The organism is Gordonia sp. DT219 (assembly GCF_049847065.1).
Classification (GTDB): domain Bacteria; phylum Actinomycetota; class Actinomycetes; order Mycobacteriales; family Mycobacteriaceae; genus Gordonia.
Genome location: NZ_JBNCNR010000008.1, coordinates 39,110 through 58,370, shown reverse-complemented (window position 1 = coordinate 58,370; position 19,261 = coordinate 39,110). Strand labels below are relative to the sequence as shown.

Genomic DNA, 19,261 nt, shown 5'->3' with positions numbered 1-19,261 from the left:
GGATCGACGACGGCGCCTCGTCACTTCACGATTCGATCTGGGTTGTCAGCCACCGGTGCCGAGCAACGACGGAAGAATTCCGACCAGCTGATTGAGCAGTTGGGTCAGCGATTCGTCGCCCAGGAGTCCGGTGAGATCACCGGGAATCGTCGGCGTCGAGCTCTGCGGCGTGGTGGTGCCCGGTGTGGTGCTCTGCGGTGTCGTGCTCTGCGGAGTCGTGCTCTGCGGAGTTGTGCTCTGCGGTGCGGTGCTCGACGGTGCACTCTGGTTGACCCCGATGGTGATCTTGGGATGCTTGGCCGGATCGAGCCACTTGAGGACGTTGCGGAGCACGCCCTTGTCGATGGACACGCAACCCTGCGTCGGCTCACCGGTGCTGGCGTGCAGGAAGATCGCCGACGCCTTGCCCGGGACGCGCTGCGGGTTGGAGGCGATGTTCACCGCGTAGTCATAGGCCGAGCCGGCGCCGTAGAGGTTTTCGCTGTCGCCACCGGGGGTCTGGGCCTGATGGACATGGGTGTTGTAGGTGGGCGACTTCATGTTGGAGTCCCACCAATCCTGTTGGGTCGCCTGGAAGTACGGCATCTTGGTACCTGGGTTGGCCAGTCGGCCGAAGGCCTGGTCCAACGCGAAGGTGCCCTCAGGTGTCCGGTACACGTTGTCCTGCGGCTGCCCCATTCCCAACTCGCCCAGGAAGGCCTTGGTCGGGCCGAACACGGGCTTCCAGCTCCCGCTCGCCTCCCGTTCGAAGGCGGTCAACGACGCCGTCTGGTCGCTCGCCTTCGGTGCCGTCACCACGATCATCTGACTCGTCTGCTCCGCGCCCGGAACATTGCCGGAAGATCCGGTGCCGGCCAGGGAGTTCAGGATGGTGTCGAGTGCGGGGATGCCGCTGCGCGGAATGCTGATGCCCTCGGGCAGCGTCAGACGCGGAGTGGCCGAGGGCGTTGTGGTACCCGTTGGCGTGGTCGTTCCTGTTGGCGTGGTCGTTCCTGTTGTCGGCGCGGCCGGTGCGGCGGCGGCGTATCCGGCCCCGCCGGCGAAAGCAGCCATCACCGCAAGCACCAATAGTCCCAGGAATCCCAGTGGTCTCTTCAGTAACTTCTGCACCACACCAGTGTGGCAAAGCGCAAGAGCCCGTGAATCTCGCGATGGTCACGGTGCGGCATGGATCTGATTACCACCGCGGAAGCGGGCGAAGCGCGACTTCACCGCCGTGGATCTGGGTGGCCGTCGGGTGTCGTGGAGTAAGCCACGGCCGTTCCATGCCGTACGTCATAGCCGCAACGCCTCCCGACGTTGCCCACAAACCCCTGGTACCGCACCTTTACCCACGAGTAGGGTTTCGTCGGCTCCGCAGATGCGGGCCGGAAGGGTCGGTCCTCATCTATGCCTCCGCTGAGTCGGATTGCGCGCCTGCAGATCGCGGCCATCGTCGTCATCGGGCTGGTCATCAGCGTCGTCGCGGGCTTTCGGCTCGTCCATGTGAACCGTCTCGTCGGTGTCGGCGTCTACACGGTCACCATGCACCTCCCCGACTCCGGCGGGATCTTCACCAATGCCGAGGTCACCTATCTGGGCGTGCCGGTCGGCCGGGTCGGCCCGCTGCGCCTGACCCACGATGGCGTGGACGTGGAACTGCAACTGGACTCGAGTGCATCCCGGATCCCGGCGTCGGCCACGGCGGTGGTGGCCAATCGCTCGGCCATCGGCGAGCAATACGTCGACCTGCAACCGACACGCGGTGATGGCACATACCTGCATGACGGTGCGGATATCTCCACCTCGTCGGTGCCACCACCGCTCGACCAAGTGGTGGCCTCGACGATCCGGCTCGCCGACTCGGTACCGCTCGACGACCTGCACACCGTCATCACCGAATTGGGCAGGGCACTGGGCGGACAGTCCGACAACCTGACCCGGCTCGTCGATTCACTCTCGACGCTGTCGAGGGCCGGCGCCGACAACCTGCCCGCAACCGTCGGGCTCATTCAGGACGCGAATACCGTACTGGCCACGCAGGCCGAGCAATCCGATGCCATCCTCACGTGGTCGCGCGGACTCGATCTGATCACTGCGACGCTGTCGGCCGCCGATCCCGACCTGCGCCGGCTGCTGACCACCGGCACCGCGTCGGCCAGTCAGATCTCACAACTGGTGCAGCGCAACGGCGGTGACGCCGCGAAGGTCGTCCACGACCTCGCCTCGGTGACGCGCACCATCGCGCCGGCCACCTACACCACGTCATTGACCTTCGCGATGCTGTCACAACTCTCGGCGGGCAGCCACTCCACCGCACCGGGCGACGGACAGATCCATTTCGGCATCGTCCTGGAGACCAACAATCCGCCGACCTGCACCCGCGGCTACGAGAGCACCCAACGCATCATCGACGACGTGAGGCGCCGCAACCCGCGCTTCGACATCCGCTACGACGACTTCCCGTTCAACACCGACGCCTCGTGCACGGCGCCCTTCGGCAGCACCAGCGGGGTACGGAGCGCCGACCGCGTCGCCCTCGCGAATCCCGACACCGCTCAGCCGTGGGATTCGACGCCCAAGAAGGATCCCGATCGCCTCGACCTCGCTCCGCTGGCACGCCAGCTCGCAGCACTCCTGGGCGTGCAACCGACATCCTGACCATCGCGCGTCAGGACTCTGAGACGCCCGGCTCCTCGGGCCCACGCAGCCGGATGGCGTTGGCCCACAACCGCGTTGCGGTGACCACCATCTGATCGAGGTCGGCGTAGTCGCCGAGGGCGAAGGCCTGATATGCCATCCGCGACACCATGCCAGACAATGCGGTCGCGGCCACGAGTGGGTCGAGGTCGGGATCGGCGAGACCGCGGTCCTGAAGGTCCTTGATGTGCCGGGCATTTCGGGTCGCGAACACCTGTCCGCGCCGGCGGCGCTTCTCGCGGAACTCCGGGATGTTGGCCGACACCTGTTCCAGGACGAGGCGCAGCTTCGCATTGCGCTTGTACGCCTCGAAGTATGCGCGATTGGCCGCCTCGAGGACCGCATACGGATCATCCTGCGCGCGGGTCTCCACGTGCGGAAGTCCAGGGTGGAGCATGTCCTCATGTGCAAGGGCCAGCACGGCGTCGAGGATCTCCTCCTTGCTGTCGAAATAGGTGTAGAAGGTCCCGGTCGAGCACTTCGCCTCGGCGGTGATGTCGGTCAGCCGGGCATCGGAGAATCCGTCACGCTCGAAGATCCGTCGGGCCGCCGTGATCAGTGCCGCCCGGGTGCGTTCGCCGCGCGCGGTGACCGGCGGAGCCTTTTCCCCGTCGGTCACCGCGAGCGGCGGCAACGAGTCGTCGCCCGGTCGCTTCGTCGTGTCACGTGCAGTCATACCGTCATCTTCTCACCGGCTCCATCGACCCCGGGTCCATCGACCCTTCCGGGGCCGACATCCCGGTCCTTCCACTACAGTCCGGCCGCATCGGCGACGGCACTCGCCTTGTCGACCAGAAGGTCGATGATGTCGCCGGTCGGCACCCCGGCGGCAGCACGGTTGGCCGGGTTGTCCTGAGCGCGCCGCAACACCCCCTCGGCGATGATCGCGACCTTCCACAGGCCGAGCGCATGCCAGAATCGCAGTGCCTGCGCATCACGGCCGCTGCGCTCGAGATACATCTCGGCCAACTGCTCGCGCGAGGGAAATCCGTCGAGCAGCTCCACCGGCGCCGCCAATGGGATATCCCCTGCCGCCGGCCAATACGCAAGGGTGCTACCGATGTCGGCGAGCGGATCACCGAGGGTCGACAGCTCCCAGTCGAGCGCGGCACGCACCGAGCCGGACTCCGGATCGACCATCACGTTGCGAATGTGGAAGTCGCCGTGCACCAGGCGGGTCTCGCGCTGTTCGGGAATGTTGGCCGACAGCCGCCCCGTCAGCTCGTCCAGGGCCGGTATCTCCCGGGTCTTGGATTTTTCCCACTGCGCACTCCACCGCTTGAGTTGCCGTGCGGCATAGGGCTTGTGGCTGGCGAGATCATTCAGTCCCACGTCCTCGAGATCCACCCGGTGAATGCGTGTCAGGGTATCGATCATCGACTCGGCGATGCGCCCACGCGTGGCCGGCGTCAACGCTTGCGCCGTCGGCATGCCGTCGAGCACCACACCGTCGACGTATTCCATCACCACCAGCGGCGCCGGGCTCACCGACTCGTCGGTGCACACGCCGAGGACCGCGGGAACCGGTACGTCCGTGCCGGCCAGCGCCGAGAGGATGCGCGCCTCGCGCACCACGTCGTGCGCCGACGCCAGCAGATTGCCCACCGGCGGCCGGCGCAACACCCAGCGCCCGCCCGCCTCGTCGGCGAGCAGATACGTCAGATTCGATTGCCCGAGACCGACTCTCGTGCAGGTCATCGAACCCTGCGGGCGGACCCCGATGCGCGCGAGCCACTCGCCGAGCGCTACGGCGTCGACCTCCGGGATCACGGCCAGCCCCGTCTCGTGAATCTTCCCTTCATTCACCATCGTCAACCCCCTCGCGCAGCGGCACGGCCACCATCACCTAGCGCGCCGACAATGCGTTGTCCGATACCCCGTCGACCTTCTCGGGCACGGCCGCCGACGTGCGGTACTGGCGTAGCTCCCGTCGCGCGATGGCACGCTTGTGGACCTCGTCGGGACCGTCGGCCAGCCGAAGCGTCCGCAGGTGCGCATAGGCCTCCGCCAGCGGGAAGTCGTCGGTCACACCGGCACCGCCGTGTACCTGGATGGCGCGGTCGACGATCTTGAGGGCCACATTCGGCGCGGCGACCTTGATCGCGGCGATCTCGGTGGCGGCGGCCTTGTTGCCCACCGTGTCCATCATGTACGCCGCCTTGAGCGTCAGCAGCCGCACCATCTCGATATCGATGCGCGCCTCGGCAATCCAGTCCGCGATGTTGGCGCGGTCGGCCAGCGCTCGCCCGAAGGTGGTCCGTGCCCCAGCCCGTCGGCACATGAGTTCCAGTGCGCGTTCGGCCATTCCGATAGCGCGCATGCAGTGATGGATGCGCCCCGGCCCCAGCCGCGCCTGCGCGATCGCGAATCCCTCGCCCTCCCCCTTGAGGACATCGGTGGCCGGCACCCGGACGTTGTCGAAGACCAACTCGCCGTGGCTTTCCCGGTCCACATACCCGAATACCGGGAGGTTGCGCAGGATCGTCAGGCCGGGCGCATCGGTGGGAACGACCATCATCGACTGCTGCCGGTGCGTCGGCGCACTCGGATCGGTCTTGCCCATCACGATCAGCACCTTGCAGTCCGGACGGACCGCGTTGGACGCGAACCACTTCCGCCCGTTGAGGACGTAGGAGTCACCGTCTCGGACCATCTGCAGCTCGATGTTCGTCGCATCCGAGCTCGCGACCGCGGGTTCGGTCATCGCGAAGGCCGAGGCGATCTCACCGTCGAGCAGCGGCTTGAGATAGCGCTCCTTGTGCTCATCGGTGCCGAAGAGGGTGAGCACCTCCATGTTGCCGGTGTCGGGTGCGTTGCAGTTGAACACCTCGGGCGCCCAGCCGACCCGGCCCATGATCTCGGCGAGATGGGCGTACTCCAGGTTCGTCAGACCCGGGCCCCAATCGGCATACGGATGGAACAGATTCCACAGCCCCTCGGCCTTCGCCTTGGCCTTGAGCTCGAGCAGGATCGGCGGCGTCGCATGCGGATTCGCCGACTCACGCATCTGCTGCGAATACACCGCCTCATTGGGGTAGATGTGTTCGTCCATGAAGGCCAGCAGCTTGCGGCGGTAGTCTTCGGCGCGCGGCGACGGCTCGAACAGGGTCATGCGACTTCTCCTCGATGAGAGCGTGGTGACTGATTGATGGGTCTGGTGATGAGTGAATAAGGCACGGTCCGCCAGGGCGGGCTCATGCATCCTGCGGCGCGAGCAGCGATGCCTGATAGCGGCGCATCCCGCGCAGCCACCGGTCGTAGTCGGCGCCTTTGTGGCGATACATCTCGAGCACTTGGGGGTGCGGCAGGATGAGGAAACGCTCGTCGGCGACGGAGGCCAGCACCAGCTGCGCCACCTCGTCGGGGGTGAGCACCGCGCCTGCGGTCTCCACCGCCCGCTGCATGAGGCGCCCGCCGGGCGTATCCGGGGTGGCGTCGGGACGCAGCAACTTGGTGTCGACGCCCATCGGACACAGGCAACTGACCCGAATTCCGGCGTCACCGTAGGTCGCCGAGAGCCACTCGGCGAATCCGACCGCCGCGTGCTTGGTGACCGAATACGTCGCCGACCCCAGCTGGGTCAGCAAACCCGCCGCCGAGGCGGTGCTGACGAAATACCCGCGGCCTCGCTCTGCCCACTCCGGGACGAGCCGGCGCGCGGCGCGCACGTGGGCCATCAGGTTCACATCGATGACGGTGGCCCAGTCGTCGTCGGTGGCCTCGAGGCCGGTGGCCCCGCCGATCCCGGCGTTGGCGAAGTACATGTCGACCGGGCCGAAATGCTCGGCGGCAGCGGCGATCACCTCGTCGATGTGCGCGTTGTCGGCAGCATTTCCCGAGCGCGCCACCACCTCTGCGCCGCGGTCGGCGATGGTCTTCGCCGTCGCGGTGACGGCGTCGGCGTCGAGGTCGGTCAGCACGACGCGGGCGCCCGCCGCAGACAGCGCACGGGCGATGGCTCCCCCGATGCCGCCACCCGCACCGGTGACGACGGCAACTGTGTTCTGGATCTCCATGATCCGTACCGTACTTGAACCCGGTTTCAAGTTCAAGGGCGGTGCGGGCTGCCGGTCGTGGTCCCGGGTCGGCCGGCGACGGTCACCGGCCGACCCGGGGCTGCGTCAGTAGACGGCGCCGGGAGCGAACTCCTCGAGCACCTCGGTGACCAGTGCGGCGATCGGTGAGCGCTCACTGCGGGTGAGCGTGATGTGCGCGAAAAGCGGGTGCCCCTTGAGCTTTTCGATGACGGCGGCCACCCCGTCATGCCGGCCGACCCGCAGGTTGTCGCGCTGGGCGACGTCGTGGGTCAACACCACACGCGAGCCCGAGCCGAGTCGCGAGAGCACCGTCAGCAGCACGTTGCGCTCCAGCGATTGCGCCTCGTCGACGATGACGAACGAGTCGTGCAGGGACCGACCGCGGATATGCGTCAGGGGCAGCACCTCGAGCATGCCCCGGGCGAGGACCTCCTCGAGCACCTCCGGCGATGCCAGCCCTTCGAGCGTGTCGAAGACGGCTTGCGCCCATGGACCCATCTTTTCGTCGGCACCGCCGGGTAGGTAGCCGAGTTGCTGGCCACCGACTGCGTACAACGGACGGAAGACCACGACCTTGCGCTGGGTGCGGCGTTCGAGCACGGCTTCCAGACCGGCGCACAGGGCAAGTGCCGATTTACCGGTACCGGCCTTGCCGCCGAGCGACACGATCCCGACCGTGTCGTCGAGGAGGAGATCGAGCGCCACCCGCTGCTCGGCCGAGCGGCCGTGCAGACCGAACACCTCGCGGTCACCGCGCACCAGCTGGACGGTCTTGGATTCGTTGACCCGGCCGAGCGCGCTCGACGAGCCCGGCCCGAGAAGGCGAACGCCGGTGTGGCACGGGAGTTCTCGAGCGGCATCCAGGTCGACGACCCCCTCGGCGAACAGAGTGTCGATGACCTCGGACGCGACATCGAGCTCGGTCATCCCCGACCAGCCGGAGACGACGACGTCCTGGGCGTGATATTCGTCGGCGGCAAGGCCGACGGCACCGGCCTTCACCCGCAGTGGGGTGTCCTTGGAGACGAGGATGACGTCGGCTCCCTCCGCCCGCAGGTTCAGCGCACACGCCAGGATGCGCGAATCGTTTGTGTCCGTGCGGAATCCGGCCGGCAGGACCGCCGGGTCGGTGTGGTTGAGCTCCACCTGCAGCGTGCCGCCGGATTCACCGATTCCGAAGGGCACATCGAGCCGCCCATGATCGAGCCGTAGGTCGTCGAGGAGCCGTAAGGCCTCGCGGGCGAACCAGCCGAGCTCGTGGTGGTGACGTTTGCCCTCGAGTTCGCCGATGACCACCAGTGGCAGAACCACGTGGTGTTCGGCGAAACGGGTGACCGCCCAGGGATCAGAGAGCAGGACGGAGGTGTCGAGGACGTAGGTGCGTGTGGTCACGTGGGCTCCTACAGTTGTGCGGCACCCGCACAAACCAGTTCAAGTCGACCGGCATGATCTCGGTCCGTTCTCGCCTCAGGCGAGATGGACGGGGACCGGGGCCGGCCCCCTCGCGTTGCTGTTGCACACCACGATTGAGAACCTCCCGGACGAACCGCTTCCCCGCGGCCCGTCACCCGTCAACGTACGCGGAATGCCCCGGCGCGGCGCGCCCCCGAAGGTGTGTCGGCGTGAATTCCACGTAAACGCCCGTATCGTCGGACGCAGTGACGCACTCGGCCGCCACGGCGGCCGAGTGCGTGCGCGGGAAGGCCGGATCAGCTGCCGGCGAGAGCGAGGATGCGCCGGCGTGCGGCCTGAGCGTCCGCGCCGAGTTCCTGGAGGCTCTCGAGTTTGAGGCCGTCGGCGATACTCGCGGCGATCGCGGCGTGGGTCTGGCCGTTCTCGTAATCGGCGATCAATGCGCGTTCGGCGTCGAAGTCGTCGATGTCGAAGCCGATCGGCTCGGTGGTCAGCCGGGCCAGCGCCTCGTCGACCGCGATGACGGTCGCATCCTGGTCGGCGACGAGGCCGGCGCCGAGGAAGTTCACGAAGGTGCGGGCCTGCAATTCGTCGTCAGCGCTGATCTTGACGAGGATCTGCTGATACACGTCGTCGGTCACTGCCCCCGACAGCCGCTTGATGAACTGCACGCACTGGTTCTCGTGCACGGCCATCAAGGCCAGGACGTCGAGTGGGCCGAGATCCCGCACCAGCTCCGGTCGCTGCCGATATCCCTTGGTCACGTGCTCGCGGCGGTGGTTTTCGGCGTCGACCGGGTTGATCGCGCGCCGCACGACCAGGTAGTCCCGCAGCACGACGGCATGCCGGTTGTCCTCGGCGGTCCACACACCCACCAACTGACGCCACTCGGAGAACGCCGGGAAGTGTATGGCGAGCAGCCGATGGTAGGACGGCAGGTTGTCCTTGGTGAGAAGCAGCGCGAGCGTGCCCGCACGCGCCTCGTCGGAGAGAGTCGCCTGGGCGGGGTCCCAATCGTCGCCACCGAGGAACGCGAAGTTGCGCCCGTCGTCCCACGGAATCCAGTCGTGCGGATTCCACGGCGTCGCCGCTGCGTGGTGATCCTCAGAGATCTCCGGAAGCGCCTTCTCGAGCGCAATGATCAGGTCGTCCTCGGTGAGTGCGTTCATCGCGCCCGAGGGTACGCCAAGGGTCCGCATCGACGGCAGGCCGGGCACCCTTCGAGTGCGCCGAGAGTCAGATCCGGCTCATCAGCCCCCACGACTCCAGGCCGTCGTAGAGGGGGAAGTCCAACGCGAGACGCGAGACGCGGGCGCGCAACGCCGACACATCCGCGCTCGGCCCGGCGGCCAGCGTGCCCGCGATGATGTCGGCGACCTCGGCGAATTGTTCGTCACCGAACCCGCGCGTGGCCAACGCCGGGGTACCGATCCGCAGTCCCGAGGTCACCATCGGCGGCCGCGGATCGAAGGGCACCGCATTGCGATTGACCGTGATCCCGACGTCGTGCAGCAGGTCCTCGGCCTGCTGGCCGTCGAGTGGGCTGTTGCGCAGGTCGACGAGGATCAGATGGACGTCGGTACCGCCGGTCAGCACCGATACCCCGGCCTTGGTGACGTCCTGCCCGGTGAGCCGATCGGCGAGGATCTTGGCACCCGACACGGTCCGGCGCTGGCGCTCGGCGAACTCCTCGGTCCCGGCGATCTTGAGCGCCACGGCCTTGCCTGCGATCACATGCATGAGCGGACCGCCCTGCTGGCCGGGGAACACCGCCGAGTTGAGCTTCTTGGCCCACTCCTGCTTGGCGAGGATGATGCCCGAGCGGGGCCCGCCGAGCGTCTTGTGCACCGTCGAGGACACCACGTCGGAGGCGGGCACCGGGCTCGGATGCAGCCCCGCGGCGACCAGCCCGGCGAAGTGGGCCATGTCGGTCCACAGGTAGGCGCCGACCTCGTCGGCGATGGAGCGGAAGGCGTCGAAATCGAGGATGCGCGGGTAGGCCGACCACCCGGCGACGATCACCTTGGGCCGGGTGTCGAGGGCGATCTTGCGCACCTCGTCCATGTCGACGCGGAAATCCTCTTTGCTGACGCCGTAAAAGGCGTTCTCGTAGAGCTTTCCGGAAAAGTTCAGACGCATGCCGTGGGTCAGGTGACCGCCGTGGGCGAGGTCGAGTCCGAGCAATGTCTCGCCGGGCTCCATCAGTGCGGCCAGCACCGCGGCATTGGCCTGCGCGCCGGAATGCGGCTGCACGTTCGCGAAGTCGGCCCCGAAGAGTTCTTTGGCCCGATCGCGGGCGATGTCCTCGACGACGTCGACGTATTCGCAGCCGCCGTAATATCGACGGCCGGGGTAACCCTCGGCGTACTTGTTGGTCAGCACGCTGCCCTGCGCCTGCAGCACCGCGCGCGGAACGAAGTTCTCCGACGCGATCATCTCCAAGGTGTCGCGCTGACGACTCAGCTCACCGTTCATCGCGGCGGCGACGTCGGGATCGAGTTCGGCCAGCGACATCGAATTCACCGGCGTCGAGTTCACGGATTGGGCGGACGAGGCGTTCTCGGTCATGCCCGCAAGTCTATGGCCATCGCGGCGAGCCGAATAATCCGCCCGGACCTCGCCGCATCGGTCAGGGTGTCGCACCCAGTTCCGCGCGTAGCGATGCCGGGATCAGCGGCTCGTCGAGCAGCCGGCCGAATCGGGTCGTGCGGTGGGCGCCGGCGATTGCGGGGGCGGCCGAATCGAGCCATTGCTGCAGCAGCCGGTAGCCCTCGACGTAGGTCGAGATGTACGCCCGCCACAACGGCGAGGTCAGGAATCGCAGCATCTGATGAGCCCGCTCCGGCGGCGCGAGCAGCCAGCGTTGCAGGAATTCGGCGGCGGTGTCGGCGTCGGTGTGCTGATCGTGCAGCATCCGCGCGGCGTCCTGACGCACGCCGAGCAGTCCAGCGGTGGCCCGGCCCACCCGCTGGGCTCGTCGCCCGTCGAACCGGAGTCCGAGATCGGCGTAGATCTCGGCCGCCCATATTCCCCAGTCCGGTCCGATGATCGCGCCGAGCGCGTGGTCGGCGAGTCCCTCGGCCATCAGGCATTGCGGCGTGTTGACCAGGAAGATCGTCTGCTCCTGTTGGCCGCCACCGACGAGCAGCTGCTCCTTGCGGCAGTGTTCGGTGTGGTGTCCGGGATAGGCCTCGTGCGCGATCAGCTGCGGCAGACTCGACATGTGTTGTGTCAGATCACCGTTGATCGCCACCCGCGACCGGTATCCGCCGAGGTAGTAGTTGAATCCCGACCACGGCTTGTCGGCGACGACCTCGAAATCGACGATCTCCGAGTCGGGCAGCGGATAGACCGCCCGCACCCGCTCGCGCAACGCGCCACTGAATGCGCGCACGCAGTCGTCGACCCGCTCGGGGGGTATCTCCTCGGCGCGCCGGTAGGCGGTGTACGCCGCCGTCAATGACTCCGCCGTGGCGCCCGGGACATCCAGCGCCACAGCGAGTTCGGCGTGCGCATCGCGATATGTCGCCGGATCGCCCGGCGCGATGTCGACGTCGAAGTAGGCACGGACCTCCTCGACGAAGCCGATTTCCTCGCCGGCGAACTTGCGCGCCGAACACTCCAATGCGCGCAGGTGCGCGGCGATGAATGCCGCCCGGCCCGGATCGAGGTCACCGGGCAGGTCGGTCTGCAGACCGCGTGCGGTGTCGGCCAGCCGGGACGGATGCGGCGCGGGCGCATTCTGCACTGCCGCACGCAGCGTCGGATCCCCGGTGTAGGCGTCGACGAACCCCTCCTCGAGGCGGTCGAAGGCCAGTCCCAGCAACAGATATTCGGTGACAACTCCAGACGGCGCCGCCGCCGGACGCGAAGAAGGCATACCGGCAGGCTACCGAGAACGCGGCGACAACCGATGACGCGAGCAGACAACGGACAGCCGCGGCGAGCGCGGCGAGTGCGAGGGCGCGGGACCGGGCGGCCGGGGTCCCCTTATAGGGTGGGTGCATGACGAGCACCTCAGTCGCGACCGTCACGGGTCCGGGGCGGCGCTGATGTCACGCCACTCCAGTGATCGCGATCCCAGTCTCTACATGGAACTGGACCGCAAACAGTGGCGTGAACTACGTGAATCGATGCCGATGGTGCTGACCTCCGACGAGCTCGCCCAGCTCGTCGGCCTCGGCGAACAGATCGATCTGACCGAGGTCGCCGAGGTCTACCTGCCGCTGTCGCGACTCATCCATCTGCAGGTCGCCGCCCGCCAGCGGCTGTTCGCTGCGACGTCGACCTTCCTCGGCGACCGGCGCGGCGACAAACAGGTGCCCTTCGTCATCGGGATCGCCGGCAGTGTGGCCGTGGGCAAGTCGACGACCGCACGCGTGCTGGCCGCCCTGCTCGCCCGCTGGGAATCACACCCGAAGGTCGACCTGGTCACCACCGACGGCTTCTTGTTACCCACCGCCGAGCTGCAACGGCGGGAGATCATGCACCGCAAGGGTTTTCCCGAGTCATACGATCGGCGTGCGCTGCTGCGCTTCGTGACCGAGGTCAAGTCGGGGGCCCGCGAGGTCACCGCGCCCGTCTATTCGCATCTGACCTACGACATCGTGCCCGATGTCCGCCACTACATTCGTCAGCCCGACATCTTGATCCTGGAGGGACTCAACGTCTTACAGACGGGCGAGACCCTCATGGTGTCAGACCTGTTCGACTTCTCCATCTACGTCGACGCCAAGACCACCGACATCGAGCGGTGGTACGTCTCGCGATTCCTGCAGATGCGCTCGACGTCGTTCGCCGACCCGAATTCACACTTTCACCACTACGCGTCGTTGACCGATGAGCAGGCGATGATCGCCGCACGCGACATCTGGACCTCGATCAACCTCCCCAATCTACGCGAGAACATCCTGCCGACCCGCCCGCGCGCCACTCTCGTGCTGCGCAAGGACAGCGACCATTCGATCAATCGGGTCCGCCTGCGCAAGTTGTGAATCCGGTTCCCGCGACTACTGCGCCCACGGCGGACTGATCTGCTGTCCCGATGCCGTCGTCGCCTGTAGGCCGGCAACGGCCGTGACCCACAGCGTCGCCTCATGCATACCCGGATTGTCCAGGCGCACTTCGCTGTCGGCCGGAACGAAGACGACCGCACCGACCTGAAGGGCCTCGGGACGGCCGTCGAGGTACAGCACCGGCTCGCCGCCCAGCACCAAGAAGATCTCCTCGCGGTCCACCCGGTGCGCCGTACCCTGCTGAGTGGGTCCGACAACCGTTCGCCAGGCGCATAATTCGGTGCTGCCGCGCGACGGGCTGACGAATGATTCAAATAGTGATCCGTGCATCCCATGCACGGTCGGCTGCGTGACAACAGGCATATCCCACTCCCTAGTTGGACAGATTATCTGTCTTTATAAGACAGTTAGACTGCCCTCATGTCAAGCCCGCTTCCCCCCATCGCCGATCTTCCGTTCCTACTGATGCGGGCCCAGGCGGCCGTCGCCGAACGCATCAACGATCAGATCGCCGCGCACGGCCACCCGGGACTGCGGCCGGTACACGGGGTGATCTTCGCGCGGATCGCCGCCGCCGGCGCATCGGTGAACGAGATCGCCGCGCACCTGGGTATCACCAAACAGTCGGCCGCGACGATCATCGAAGCCCTCGAGGCCGACGGTTACGTCTCCCGGCGCCCACATCCGACCGATCGCCGTGCGCGCCTCGTCGAACTCACCGACCGCGGACGCGGGGTCACCGAACTGGCCGCGCGTACTGCCGCAGCGGTGGCCGGCGAGATCGAGAGACAGATCGGGCGCGGTGCCATGGCAACCGCCCTCGATGCGCTACACCGCATGGGCGAGGGCACCCCGCCCCGGCCGGCATGGTGATCGGGACTTCAGGCGGCGCTCAGCTCGACTTCTTCTCGGCCCGCCTGGCCGGCCACTGCTCGACTGTGGTCGCGGTCTGCACGAAGTCACCGCGCGGCAACAGTCCGTCCGTACGCAGCGCCGACCCGCCGACGTTGATGCCGAGCACACACTTCGGGGAACCCGACTGCCGCGCAATGCCTTTGGCCAGATCGACCAGATCGAGGACGGCCGGCCCGGCCACCTCGACGTCGCCGCGCCCGGCCGAGTAGCTGCTCGGCGAGTTCATACCACTGAGCCGAGCGCACCACCGTCAGGACGTCGGGCGAGAGCAGTTCGCGATAGACCCGTTCCTGGGCGACCGTGCACTGGAAAGCACCGAGATCGCCGCAGTCAGTCGCGGACTGGAAGTCGTCACCGCCGAAGCCGGCACGAACGGCCGTGATGCCACCATCCGCGACTTGTCACGGATGGCTGCTCAACCCGCAACTCACCTCCACAACCCAGAAACACACCCACACGGAAGGCGCACAATGGACGTCATGAGCCCACCACCCCGCACCCACAGCACCCGTCGCGAGGAAATCCGCGCCGACCGCGCGCGACGCTCGACCGAACAGATCATCGCCGCCATCGACGCCGGCCACACTATGGCCGGAATGCCACTCACCGACGCCGACAAGGCCGCCATCACTCGCATCGACCGCGGTGAAACCACCATCGAGGAAGAACATGACCGCATGCTGGCCGAGTTCGCTGCAGAGCGAGCCAGCCAGCGCGACAGCCCCCACCGTCGGTGACAGCCGGCGGCGCACACCGAACTGCCGCACCCACCGTGTGTTCTTCACCTACTACCTCAACGAGGGCGGGTGGGACATCAACTGGCGCACCGTCGACGCCGTGCACGCCGCCCGCCACGCCAGCTTCCTCACCGACGATCCGTCCTGGTTTGCCGCGCAACTACGACCTGGCATACTCCCCGCCAGCGACACCGTCGGCTTCGCCCTCGCCGACACCACCGGCCTACGCGATGAGCAACGACCCGTGGATATCTTCACCGCCATGCTCGAACACCACGCAGCCGGCGGTGACGGCGAAACCTACGCCAGTCCGGATCAACCACACCACCCACACCCCACGGCCTCAGACCGCCCGCGACGACCATCGAGTCCACCCCAGCTCCACACCCGAAGCCCAAACCGCCCGAACCCCCGCTGCCGCCAACATCCGAATCTCGCCCACACCTTTGACCGGCTGGGCACATCATCAAAGAAGTGCCCGTCGTCAGGGTGCCGGCGCCATCCACGCCAACAGCGGCGACCGCCACACCATCCGCCCCAGCCGGCTGCGCCACGCGCCGTGCTTCGCCGCGAACAGCCAGTGACCGAACATCCACAGCCCGATCCCGGCGCCGAGCTCGATCACGTATCGCCACCCCGGCGTCGCACCGTGCACCACGAAGCCGCCGAGTCCGTCGAGCACCAGCAACACACCGGCCACCCGGCCCACGATCGACCCGAACGCCCACAACAAGATCAGTACAAGCACCGCGGCCGCGAGCAAGAACACCAGTCCGTCCATGATCAACGGTCCCCTCTCTGGTCAGGTCGATCCTCGGCGACTCCGTGTTGTGCTCGTAGTGTTCTCTCGCCCACCGACAATCTTCGACGTTGCCGTCTCGTCGGCGACTCGCCGCGATCGTCGACGGGCACGCTTCACTCGTTGATCGATAGGCGGGTGCGCGGTCATCCACGTCCCTTGCGCCTGCTTCGATAGATGCATGACCGCGGGAAATGACGGCAGGGCCAGGAACGACTCACCGCGGACAGGGGTCAGCATCGACCATGAAGCTATTTGCCCGGCACTCCGTCCATCGCCGGAACGGCGACGATCACAACAAGACGACTCGCTCGACTCCGCCCCGGCTGCCCCGTCTCGCCGGCAGCGCCCGGCCGCGGCGCGCTACTTACCGAACCGCCGATTCCGCGCCGCGTAGTCGCGCAGTGCGCGCAAGAAATCCACTCGCCGGAATTCCGGCCAGTACGCGTCGGTGAACCAAATCTCCGAATAGGCGCTCTGCCACAACAAGAATCCGGACAACCGCTGCTCCCCCGACGTACGGATCACGAGATCCGGGTCGGGTTGCCCTTTGGTGTAGAGGTTGCGGTCGATCGCCTCGACGGTGACCGCGTCGATCATCTGTTGCGGGGTCGCGCCTTCGCCGAGTTGTTCGGCGAGCAGGGCGCCCACCGCATCGGCGATCTCCTGCCGACCGCCGTAGCCGATCGCGACATTGACGTTCATCCCGTCGCAGTCCCGGGTGCGCTCGGATGCGGCGCGCAGCCGCTCGGCCACCGGCTCGGGCAGCTGCTCGAGTGTGCCCACGATGCGCACCCGCCAGTTGCCGTGGTGCGGGTCGCCGTCGGTGATCGGCGCGGAGATCTCGTCGACGATGTCGGGCACGATCTCCAGCAGCGCGTCGAGTTCTTCGGAATCACGCTGGAGGTTTTCGGTGGAGAGGAGGTAGATCGTCACGGTGGTGATGTCGAGTTCCGAACACCAGCCGAGCATGTCGGCGATCCGTTGTGCACCGACGCGGTGTCCGTGGCTGACGTCCTCGAAACCCGCCTCCCGCGCCCAGCGCCGATTGCCGTCGCAGATGATCGCGACATGGTGCGGCAGCCGCGTGGTGTCCATCAGCTGGATCAGCCGGCGCTCGTACACGCTGAGCATCGCGCCGCGCAGGCGATCGGGAAGCAGTTTCATCGGACACCAGCCTAACCGTCGTCCGGCGGCAACCGGATGAGGTCAGGCCACGACTTCCTCGGCGAGCTCCTCTTCCTGCGTCGGCGTCAGCTCCGCCGGTATCCGCTCGGTCGATGGCTGCTGTCCGGAACGCTCGTGCCGCCCGGCTCCGGTGCTCGCCGGGACGGCGGCCGGGGCCTGCCGACGACGCTCGACGATGCCGGCCACCACCACCAGGGCGGCGGCGGCGATCAGCCAGCCGATGACCTTGCCGACCGGGCCGGCGAGGGAGACCTGCGGGAAGTATGCGAGGTCACGCGCGGCCTCGTTGAACCCGGCGCCGATCCAGAAGTCGTGCAGGGCGGCGAAGAAGCGTGGTTGCAACTCGGGGGCGAAGACACCGCCGGAACTGGTGAAGTTGAGTCCGACGAATATCGTGACCATCGCCAGGGTCGTGAATCGGCCGATCAGTGGGTGGAGCCCGATGGCGAACAACATCGTGGCCAGCGCGTAGGGAATCGACAAGCCGAAGATCTGCCACTGCGCGCCGGGCAGCGCGTCGAAGCCGAACACCGCGATCAAGGTGAGGACGCCGGCGGCGAGCACCGCGGCTCCGACGGCCAGGCCCGCTCGGACGCGCAACGAGCGTCCGCCGGCGGCCACCGCGATGGCGATCCCGGTGCCGTAGGAGCCGACGGTCAGTGCCACGAGGAAGAAGAAGAGGCTCTGTCCGGATGGATCGCGGGAGGGGTCGGCGGCAACCACATCCACGACGTGCAGGGGTTGCTGATGGGCGACGGTGACCTGAGTGAAGATCCGCTCGAGCATCACCGCGGTCGGGTCCCCGGCCGCCGTCGACACCAGTAGTTGAGGGTTCGTGGCATCGGGCACGAAGGCCGCCGCGATCTCTCGGTGTTCGATCGCCGACCGGGCCTCGTCGACGCTCGTGACGGTGCGAATGTCGACGTGATCACCGAGATCCCGCTGAAGTTCCTGTGCGGTCACCGCGGTGGCGACCGTGTCGCCGACCACGTTCACCCGAAGCTCGTGCGGATCCGGCTTGTGGAAGCCGCCGAGATAGCACAGCGCCATCACGATCCCGATGACGAACGGGACGGCGACGTGCGCGGCGATCGTCTTGAGCGGCAACGCCGGATTGGGGGCCGATGACATGGGTGTACCTCTCTCACCAAGTCGAAGTTGCATTATGCAACCCCATTAAGTTGTAGAGTACAACCATGGATGCTTCCGAGCAAGCCTCGACCGCCGAACAGGTTGCCCAGGAATTGGTGACACTCTCGCGCCGATTGCGCAACGGCGCCCGTCAGATCTATGGGGAGGATGGGCTGACCTTCGTCGAGTACTCGTTGCTGACCCTCGTCGACGACCATCCCGGAATCAGCGCAGGCGCCCTTGCCCGCGCAGCGAGCATCGACAAATCCACTGCGAGCCGGCAATTGGGCGAGTTACGGCGACGCGACCTGCTCCGCCGCCACCACGACGCCTCGAGCCCGCGAACCCAGGCCCTCGAATTGACCGAGAACGCCCGGGTGATTCTCGGGCACATACGCCGACGCAGCGGCGCCGAGATCGCCGCACGATTGGCCGATTGGCCGCCGCAGGACATACAGCGATTCGCCGAGTTCCTGCACCGCTACAACAGTTCGGCGCCCCTGGACCCGATCTGAGCGACACCTCACCGGCATGCGGCACTGCGTCGGAGAACACCGCCATGCGGACACCAGGTTACGGTAGCGTAGGTTGCATGACCGCGCTGCTGACGACCCCGGCGGACGAGCCGCCCCGACTGCGCGGCGTCATCCACCACTACTCGGCGTATGTGGCCGTGGCCTGCGGCATCGCCGTCGTCGTCGGTGCCGCGTGCCTACGCGGTACCTCGGCGGCGCTCGCGTGCGCGACCTACGCACTGACCGTGATCGGCCTCTTCGCGGTCTCCGCGAGCTACCACCGCATCGCCTGGCGCACCCCGCGCGCACAGATCCGCATGAAGCGCGCCGACCATTCGATGATCTTCGTGTTCATCGCCGGTAGCTACACGCCGTTCTGCGTGGTGGCCCTACCCGACCCGGTCCGCTGGTGGGTGCTCGGCATCGTCTGGGCCGGCGCACTGGCCGGCGTCGCACTGAAACTCGCGTGGCCGGGCGCCCCACGATGGCTCGGCGTCGCCCTTTATGTACTGCTCGGCTGGGTCATCATCGCGGTGGCCCCGACCCTGATCTCCGACGCCGGCGTGCTGGTGATCGTGCTGCTGGTCCTCGGCGGGATCTTCTACACCATCGGCGGGGTGCTCTATGCGGTGCGCTGGCCGAACCCATGGCCCACGGTGTTCGGCCATCACGAGGTGTTCCATGTGTGCACCGCGATCGCCGCGCTGGCCCACTACGTCGCGGTCTGGCTGGTTCTGACCGCCTGACCACCGACCACGACACGACTGCCCCGGCGATTCTGCTCTGCGCGGTGTCCTCCTGCCGAGGGCAGCATCGGCTGTCCGGAGCCGTC

20 protein-coding genes are annotated in these 19,261 nt (G+C 67.1%); 6 read left to right on the top strand and 14 right to left on the bottom strand.

Going from position 1 to position 19,261, the window contains the following annotated elements; genetic code table 11:
- Nucleotides 1-45 precede the first annotated feature (45 nt).
- Nucleotides 46-1,086, bottom strand: a complete 1,041-nt coding sequence (locus ACPXB3_RS11975; protein ID WP_425705162.1) for a L,D-transpeptidase family protein — start codon at nucleotides 1,084-1,086, stop codon at nucleotides 46-48.
- 303 nt (nucleotides 1,087-1,389) lie between these two features.
- Between ACPXB3_RS11975 and ACPXB3_RS11970 the strand changes: the two genes are divergently transcribed.
- Nucleotides 1,390-2,640 (top strand): MCE family protein, encoded by a 1,251-nt coding sequence (locus ACPXB3_RS11970; RefSeq protein WP_425727727.1) that lies wholly within the window; start codon nucleotides 1,390-1,392, stop codon nucleotides 2,638-2,640.
- Between the two features lie 10 nt (nucleotides 2,641-2,650).
- On the opposite strand, the gene ACPXB3_RS11965 is transcribed toward ACPXB3_RS11970, so the two are convergent.
- From ACPXB3_RS11965 to ACPXB3_RS11930, 8 genes are all read right to left on the bottom strand, one after another.
- Nucleotides 2,651-3,355 (bottom strand): TetR family transcriptional regulator, encoded by a 705-nt coding sequence (locus tag ACPXB3_RS11965; RefSeq protein WP_425727726.1) that lies wholly within the window; start codon nucleotides 3,353-3,355, stop codon nucleotides 2,651-2,653.
- Between the two features lie 74 nt (nucleotides 3,356-3,429).
- The gene (locus ACPXB3_RS11960) at nucleotides 3,430-4,488 is read right to left on the bottom strand and encodes a phosphotransferase family protein (protein ID WP_425705103.1); all 1,059 of its coding nucleotides are present in this window, start codon (nucleotides 4,486-4,488) and stop codon (nucleotides 3,430-3,432) included.
- Between the two features lie 37 nt (nucleotides 4,489-4,525).
- Complete coding sequence (locus ACPXB3_RS11955; RefSeq protein ID WP_425727725.1) at nucleotides 4,526-5,791, bottom strand: acyl-CoA dehydrogenase family protein; 1,266 nt, start codon at nucleotides 5,789-5,791, stop codon at nucleotides 4,526-4,528.
- Between the two features lie 82 nt (nucleotides 5,792-5,873).
- The gene (locus ACPXB3_RS11950) at nucleotides 5,874-6,695 is read right to left on the bottom strand and encodes an SDR family oxidoreductase (protein ID WP_425705105.1); all 822 of its coding nucleotides are present in this window, start codon (nucleotides 6,693-6,695) and stop codon (nucleotides 5,874-5,876) included.
- 105 nt (nucleotides 6,696-6,800) lie between these two features.
- Entirely contained in the window at nucleotides 6,801-8,108 is a 1,308-nt protein-coding gene (locus ACPXB3_RS11945; protein WP_425727724.1) for a PhoH family protein, read from the bottom strand.
- A gap of 317 nt (nucleotides 8,109-8,425) precedes the next feature.
- Complete coding sequence (locus ACPXB3_RS11940) at nucleotides 8,426-9,298, bottom strand: acyl-ACP desaturase (RefSeq protein ID WP_425705107.1); 873 nt, start codon at nucleotides 9,296-9,298, stop codon at nucleotides 8,426-8,428.
- A gap of 67 nt (nucleotides 9,299-9,365) precedes the next feature.
- Entirely contained in the window at nucleotides 9,366-10,697 is a 1,332-nt protein-coding gene (gene glyA, locus ACPXB3_RS11935; RefSeq protein WP_425705108.1) for a serine hydroxymethyltransferase, read from the bottom strand.
- A 61-nt stretch (nucleotides 10,698-10,758) separates the two neighbouring features.
- A complete protein-coding gene (locus ACPXB3_RS11930; protein ID WP_425727723.1) occupies nucleotides 10,759-12,009 on the bottom strand; it encodes a DUF885 domain-containing protein in 1,251 nt (416 codons plus the stop codon).
- A 172-nt stretch (nucleotides 12,010-12,181) separates the two neighbouring features.
- Between ACPXB3_RS11930 and coaA the strand changes: the two genes are divergently transcribed.
- On the top strand, nucleotides 12,182-13,123 hold the full coding sequence (gene coaA / locus ACPXB3_RS11925; RefSeq protein WP_425705110.1) for a type I pantothenate kinase: 942 nt from the start codon (nucleotides 12,182-12,184) through the stop codon (nucleotides 13,121-13,123).
- Nucleotides 13,124-13,138: 15 nt separating this feature from the next.
- Here coaA and ACPXB3_RS11920 read toward each other — a convergent pair whose 3' ends face one another.
- The gene (locus ACPXB3_RS11920) at nucleotides 13,139-13,507 is read right to left on the bottom strand and encodes a cupin domain-containing protein (protein WP_425727722.1); all 369 of its coding nucleotides are present in this window, start codon (nucleotides 13,505-13,507) and stop codon (nucleotides 13,139-13,141) included.
- Between the two features lie 57 nt (nucleotides 13,508-13,564).
- Here ACPXB3_RS11920 and ACPXB3_RS11915 point away from each other — a divergent pair, with 57 nt between their 5' ends.
- Nucleotides 13,565-14,017 carry a MarR family winged helix-turn-helix transcriptional regulator gene (locus ACPXB3_RS11915; protein WP_425727721.1) on the top strand — a complete coding sequence of 151 codons (453 nt, stop codon included), beginning with the start codon at nucleotides 13,565-13,567 and terminating at the stop codon, nucleotides 14,015-14,017.
- A 19-nt stretch (nucleotides 14,018-14,036) separates the two neighbouring features.
- On the opposite strand, the gene ACPXB3_RS11910 is transcribed toward ACPXB3_RS11915, so the two are convergent.
- Entirely contained in the window at nucleotides 14,037-14,285 is a 249-nt protein-coding gene (locus ACPXB3_RS11910; protein ID WP_425705113.1) for a hypothetical protein, read from the bottom strand.
- A 253-nt stretch (nucleotides 14,286-14,538) separates the two neighbouring features.
- Here ACPXB3_RS11910 and ACPXB3_RS11905 point away from each other — a divergent pair, with 253 nt between their 5' ends.
- Nucleotides 14,539-14,796, top strand: coding sequence for a hypothetical protein (locus ACPXB3_RS11905; protein ID WP_425727720.1), 258 nt, complete (start codon nucleotides 14,539-14,541; stop codon nucleotides 14,794-14,796).
- Nucleotides 14,797-15,280: 484 nt separating this feature from the next.
- On the opposite strand, the gene ACPXB3_RS11900 is transcribed toward ACPXB3_RS11905, so the two are convergent.
- The 3 genes from ACPXB3_RS11900 to ACPXB3_RS11890 form a co-directional block, all read right to left on the bottom strand.
- The gene (locus ACPXB3_RS11900; protein WP_425727719.1) at nucleotides 15,281-15,577 is read right to left on the bottom strand and encodes a hypothetical protein; all 297 of its coding nucleotides are present in this window, start codon (nucleotides 15,575-15,577) and stop codon (nucleotides 15,281-15,283) included.
- A 381-nt stretch (nucleotides 15,578-15,958) separates the two neighbouring features.
- Entirely contained in the window at nucleotides 15,959-16,762 is an 804-nt protein-coding gene (locus tag ACPXB3_RS11895; RefSeq protein ID WP_425705114.1) for an isoprenyl transferase, read from the bottom strand.
- Between the two features lie 42 nt (nucleotides 16,763-16,804).
- Nucleotides 16,805-17,914 (bottom strand): hypothetical protein, encoded by a 1,110-nt coding sequence (locus tag ACPXB3_RS11890; protein ID WP_425727718.1) that lies wholly within the window; start codon nucleotides 17,912-17,914, stop codon nucleotides 16,805-16,807.
- Nucleotides 17,915-17,979: 65 nt separating this feature from the next.
- Between ACPXB3_RS11890 and ACPXB3_RS11885 the strand changes: the two genes are divergently transcribed.
- Together ACPXB3_RS11885 and trhA are read left to right on the top strand one after the other, a co-directional pair.
- Nucleotides 17,980-18,429, top strand: a complete 450-nt coding sequence (locus ACPXB3_RS11885) for a MarR family winged helix-turn-helix transcriptional regulator (RefSeq protein WP_425705116.1) — start codon at nucleotides 17,980-17,982, stop codon at nucleotides 18,427-18,429.
- Between the two features lie 77 nt (nucleotides 18,430-18,506).
- On the top strand, nucleotides 18,507-19,175 hold the full coding sequence (gene trhA / locus ACPXB3_RS11880; RefSeq protein ID WP_425705117.1) for a PAQR family membrane homeostasis protein TrhA: 669 nt from the start codon (nucleotides 18,507-18,509) through the stop codon (nucleotides 19,173-19,175).
- Nucleotides 19,176-19,261: the final 86 nt, after the last annotated feature.

What these genes read in the sequence shown, in the direction of transcription:
- ACPXB3_RS11970 (WP_425727727.1), top strand. Translation starts at nt 1,390, where the DNA reads ATGCCTCCGCTGAGTCGGATTGCGCGCCTGCAGATCGCGGCCATCGTC.
- ACPXB3_RS11965 (WP_425727726.1), bottom strand. Translation starts at nt 3,355, where the DNA reads ATGACTGCACGTGACACGACGAAGCGACCGGGCGACGACTCGTTGCCG.
- ACPXB3_RS11960 (WP_425705103.1), bottom strand. Translation starts at nt 4,488, where the DNA reads ATGGTGAATGAAGGGAAGATTCACGAGACGGGGCTGGCCGTGATCCCG.
- ACPXB3_RS11955 (WP_425727725.1), bottom strand. Translation starts at nt 5,791, where the DNA reads ATGACCCTGTTCGAGCCGTCGCCGCGCGCCGAAGACTACCGCCGCAAG.
- ACPXB3_RS11950 (WP_425705105.1), bottom strand. Translation starts at nt 6,695, where the DNA reads ATGGAGATCCAGAACACAGTTGCCGTCGTCACCGGTGCGGGTGGCGGC.
- ACPXB3_RS11940 (WP_425705107.1), bottom strand. Translation starts at nt 9,298, where the DNA reads ATGAACGCACTCACCGAGGACGACCTGATCATTGCGCTCGAGAAGGCG.
- glyA (WP_425705108.1), bottom strand. Translation starts at nt 10,697, where the DNA reads ATGACCGAGAACGCCTCGTCCGCCCAATCCGTGAACTCGACGCCGGTG.
- ACPXB3_RS11930 (WP_425727723.1), bottom strand. Translation starts at nt 12,009, where the DNA reads ATGCCTTCTTCGCGTCCGGCGGCGGCGCCGTCTGGAGTTGTCACCGAA.
- coaA (WP_425705110.1), top strand. Translation starts at nt 12,182, where the DNA reads ATGTCACGCCACTCCAGTGATCGCGATCCCAGTCTCTACATGGAACTG.
- ACPXB3_RS11920 (WP_425727722.1), bottom strand. Translation starts at nt 13,507, where the DNA reads ATGCCTGTTGTCACGCAGCCGACCGTGCATGGGATGCACGGATCACTA.
- ACPXB3_RS11915 (WP_425727721.1), top strand. Translation starts at nt 13,565, where the DNA reads ATGTCAAGCCCGCTTCCCCCCATCGCCGATCTTCCGTTCCTACTGATG.
- ACPXB3_RS11910 (WP_425705113.1), bottom strand. Translation starts at nt 14,285, where the DNA reads ATGAACTCGCCGAGCAGCTACTCGGCCGGGCGCGGCGACGTCGAGGTG.
- ACPXB3_RS11905 (WP_425727720.1), top strand. Translation starts at nt 14,539, where the DNA reads ATGAGCCCACCACCCCGCACCCACAGCACCCGTCGCGAGGAAATCCGC.
- ACPXB3_RS11900 (WP_425727719.1), bottom strand. Translation starts at nt 15,577, where the DNA reads ATGGACGGACTGGTGTTCTTGCTCGCGGCCGCGGTGCTTGTACTGATC.
- ACPXB3_RS11895 (WP_425705114.1), bottom strand. Translation starts at nt 16,762, where the DNA reads ATGAAACTGCTTCCCGATCGCCTGCGCGGCGCGATGCTCAGCGTGTAC.
- ACPXB3_RS11890 (WP_425727718.1), bottom strand. Translation starts at nt 17,914, where the DNA reads ATGTCATCGGCCCCCAATCCGGCGTTGCCGCTCAAGACGATCGCCGCG.
- ACPXB3_RS11885 (WP_425705116.1), top strand. Translation starts at nt 17,980, where the DNA reads ATGGATGCTTCCGAGCAAGCCTCGACCGCCGAACAGGTTGCCCAGGAA.
- trhA (WP_425705117.1), top strand. Translation starts at nt 18,507, where the DNA reads ATGACCGCGCTGCTGACGACCCCGGCGGACGAGCCGCCCCGACTGCGC.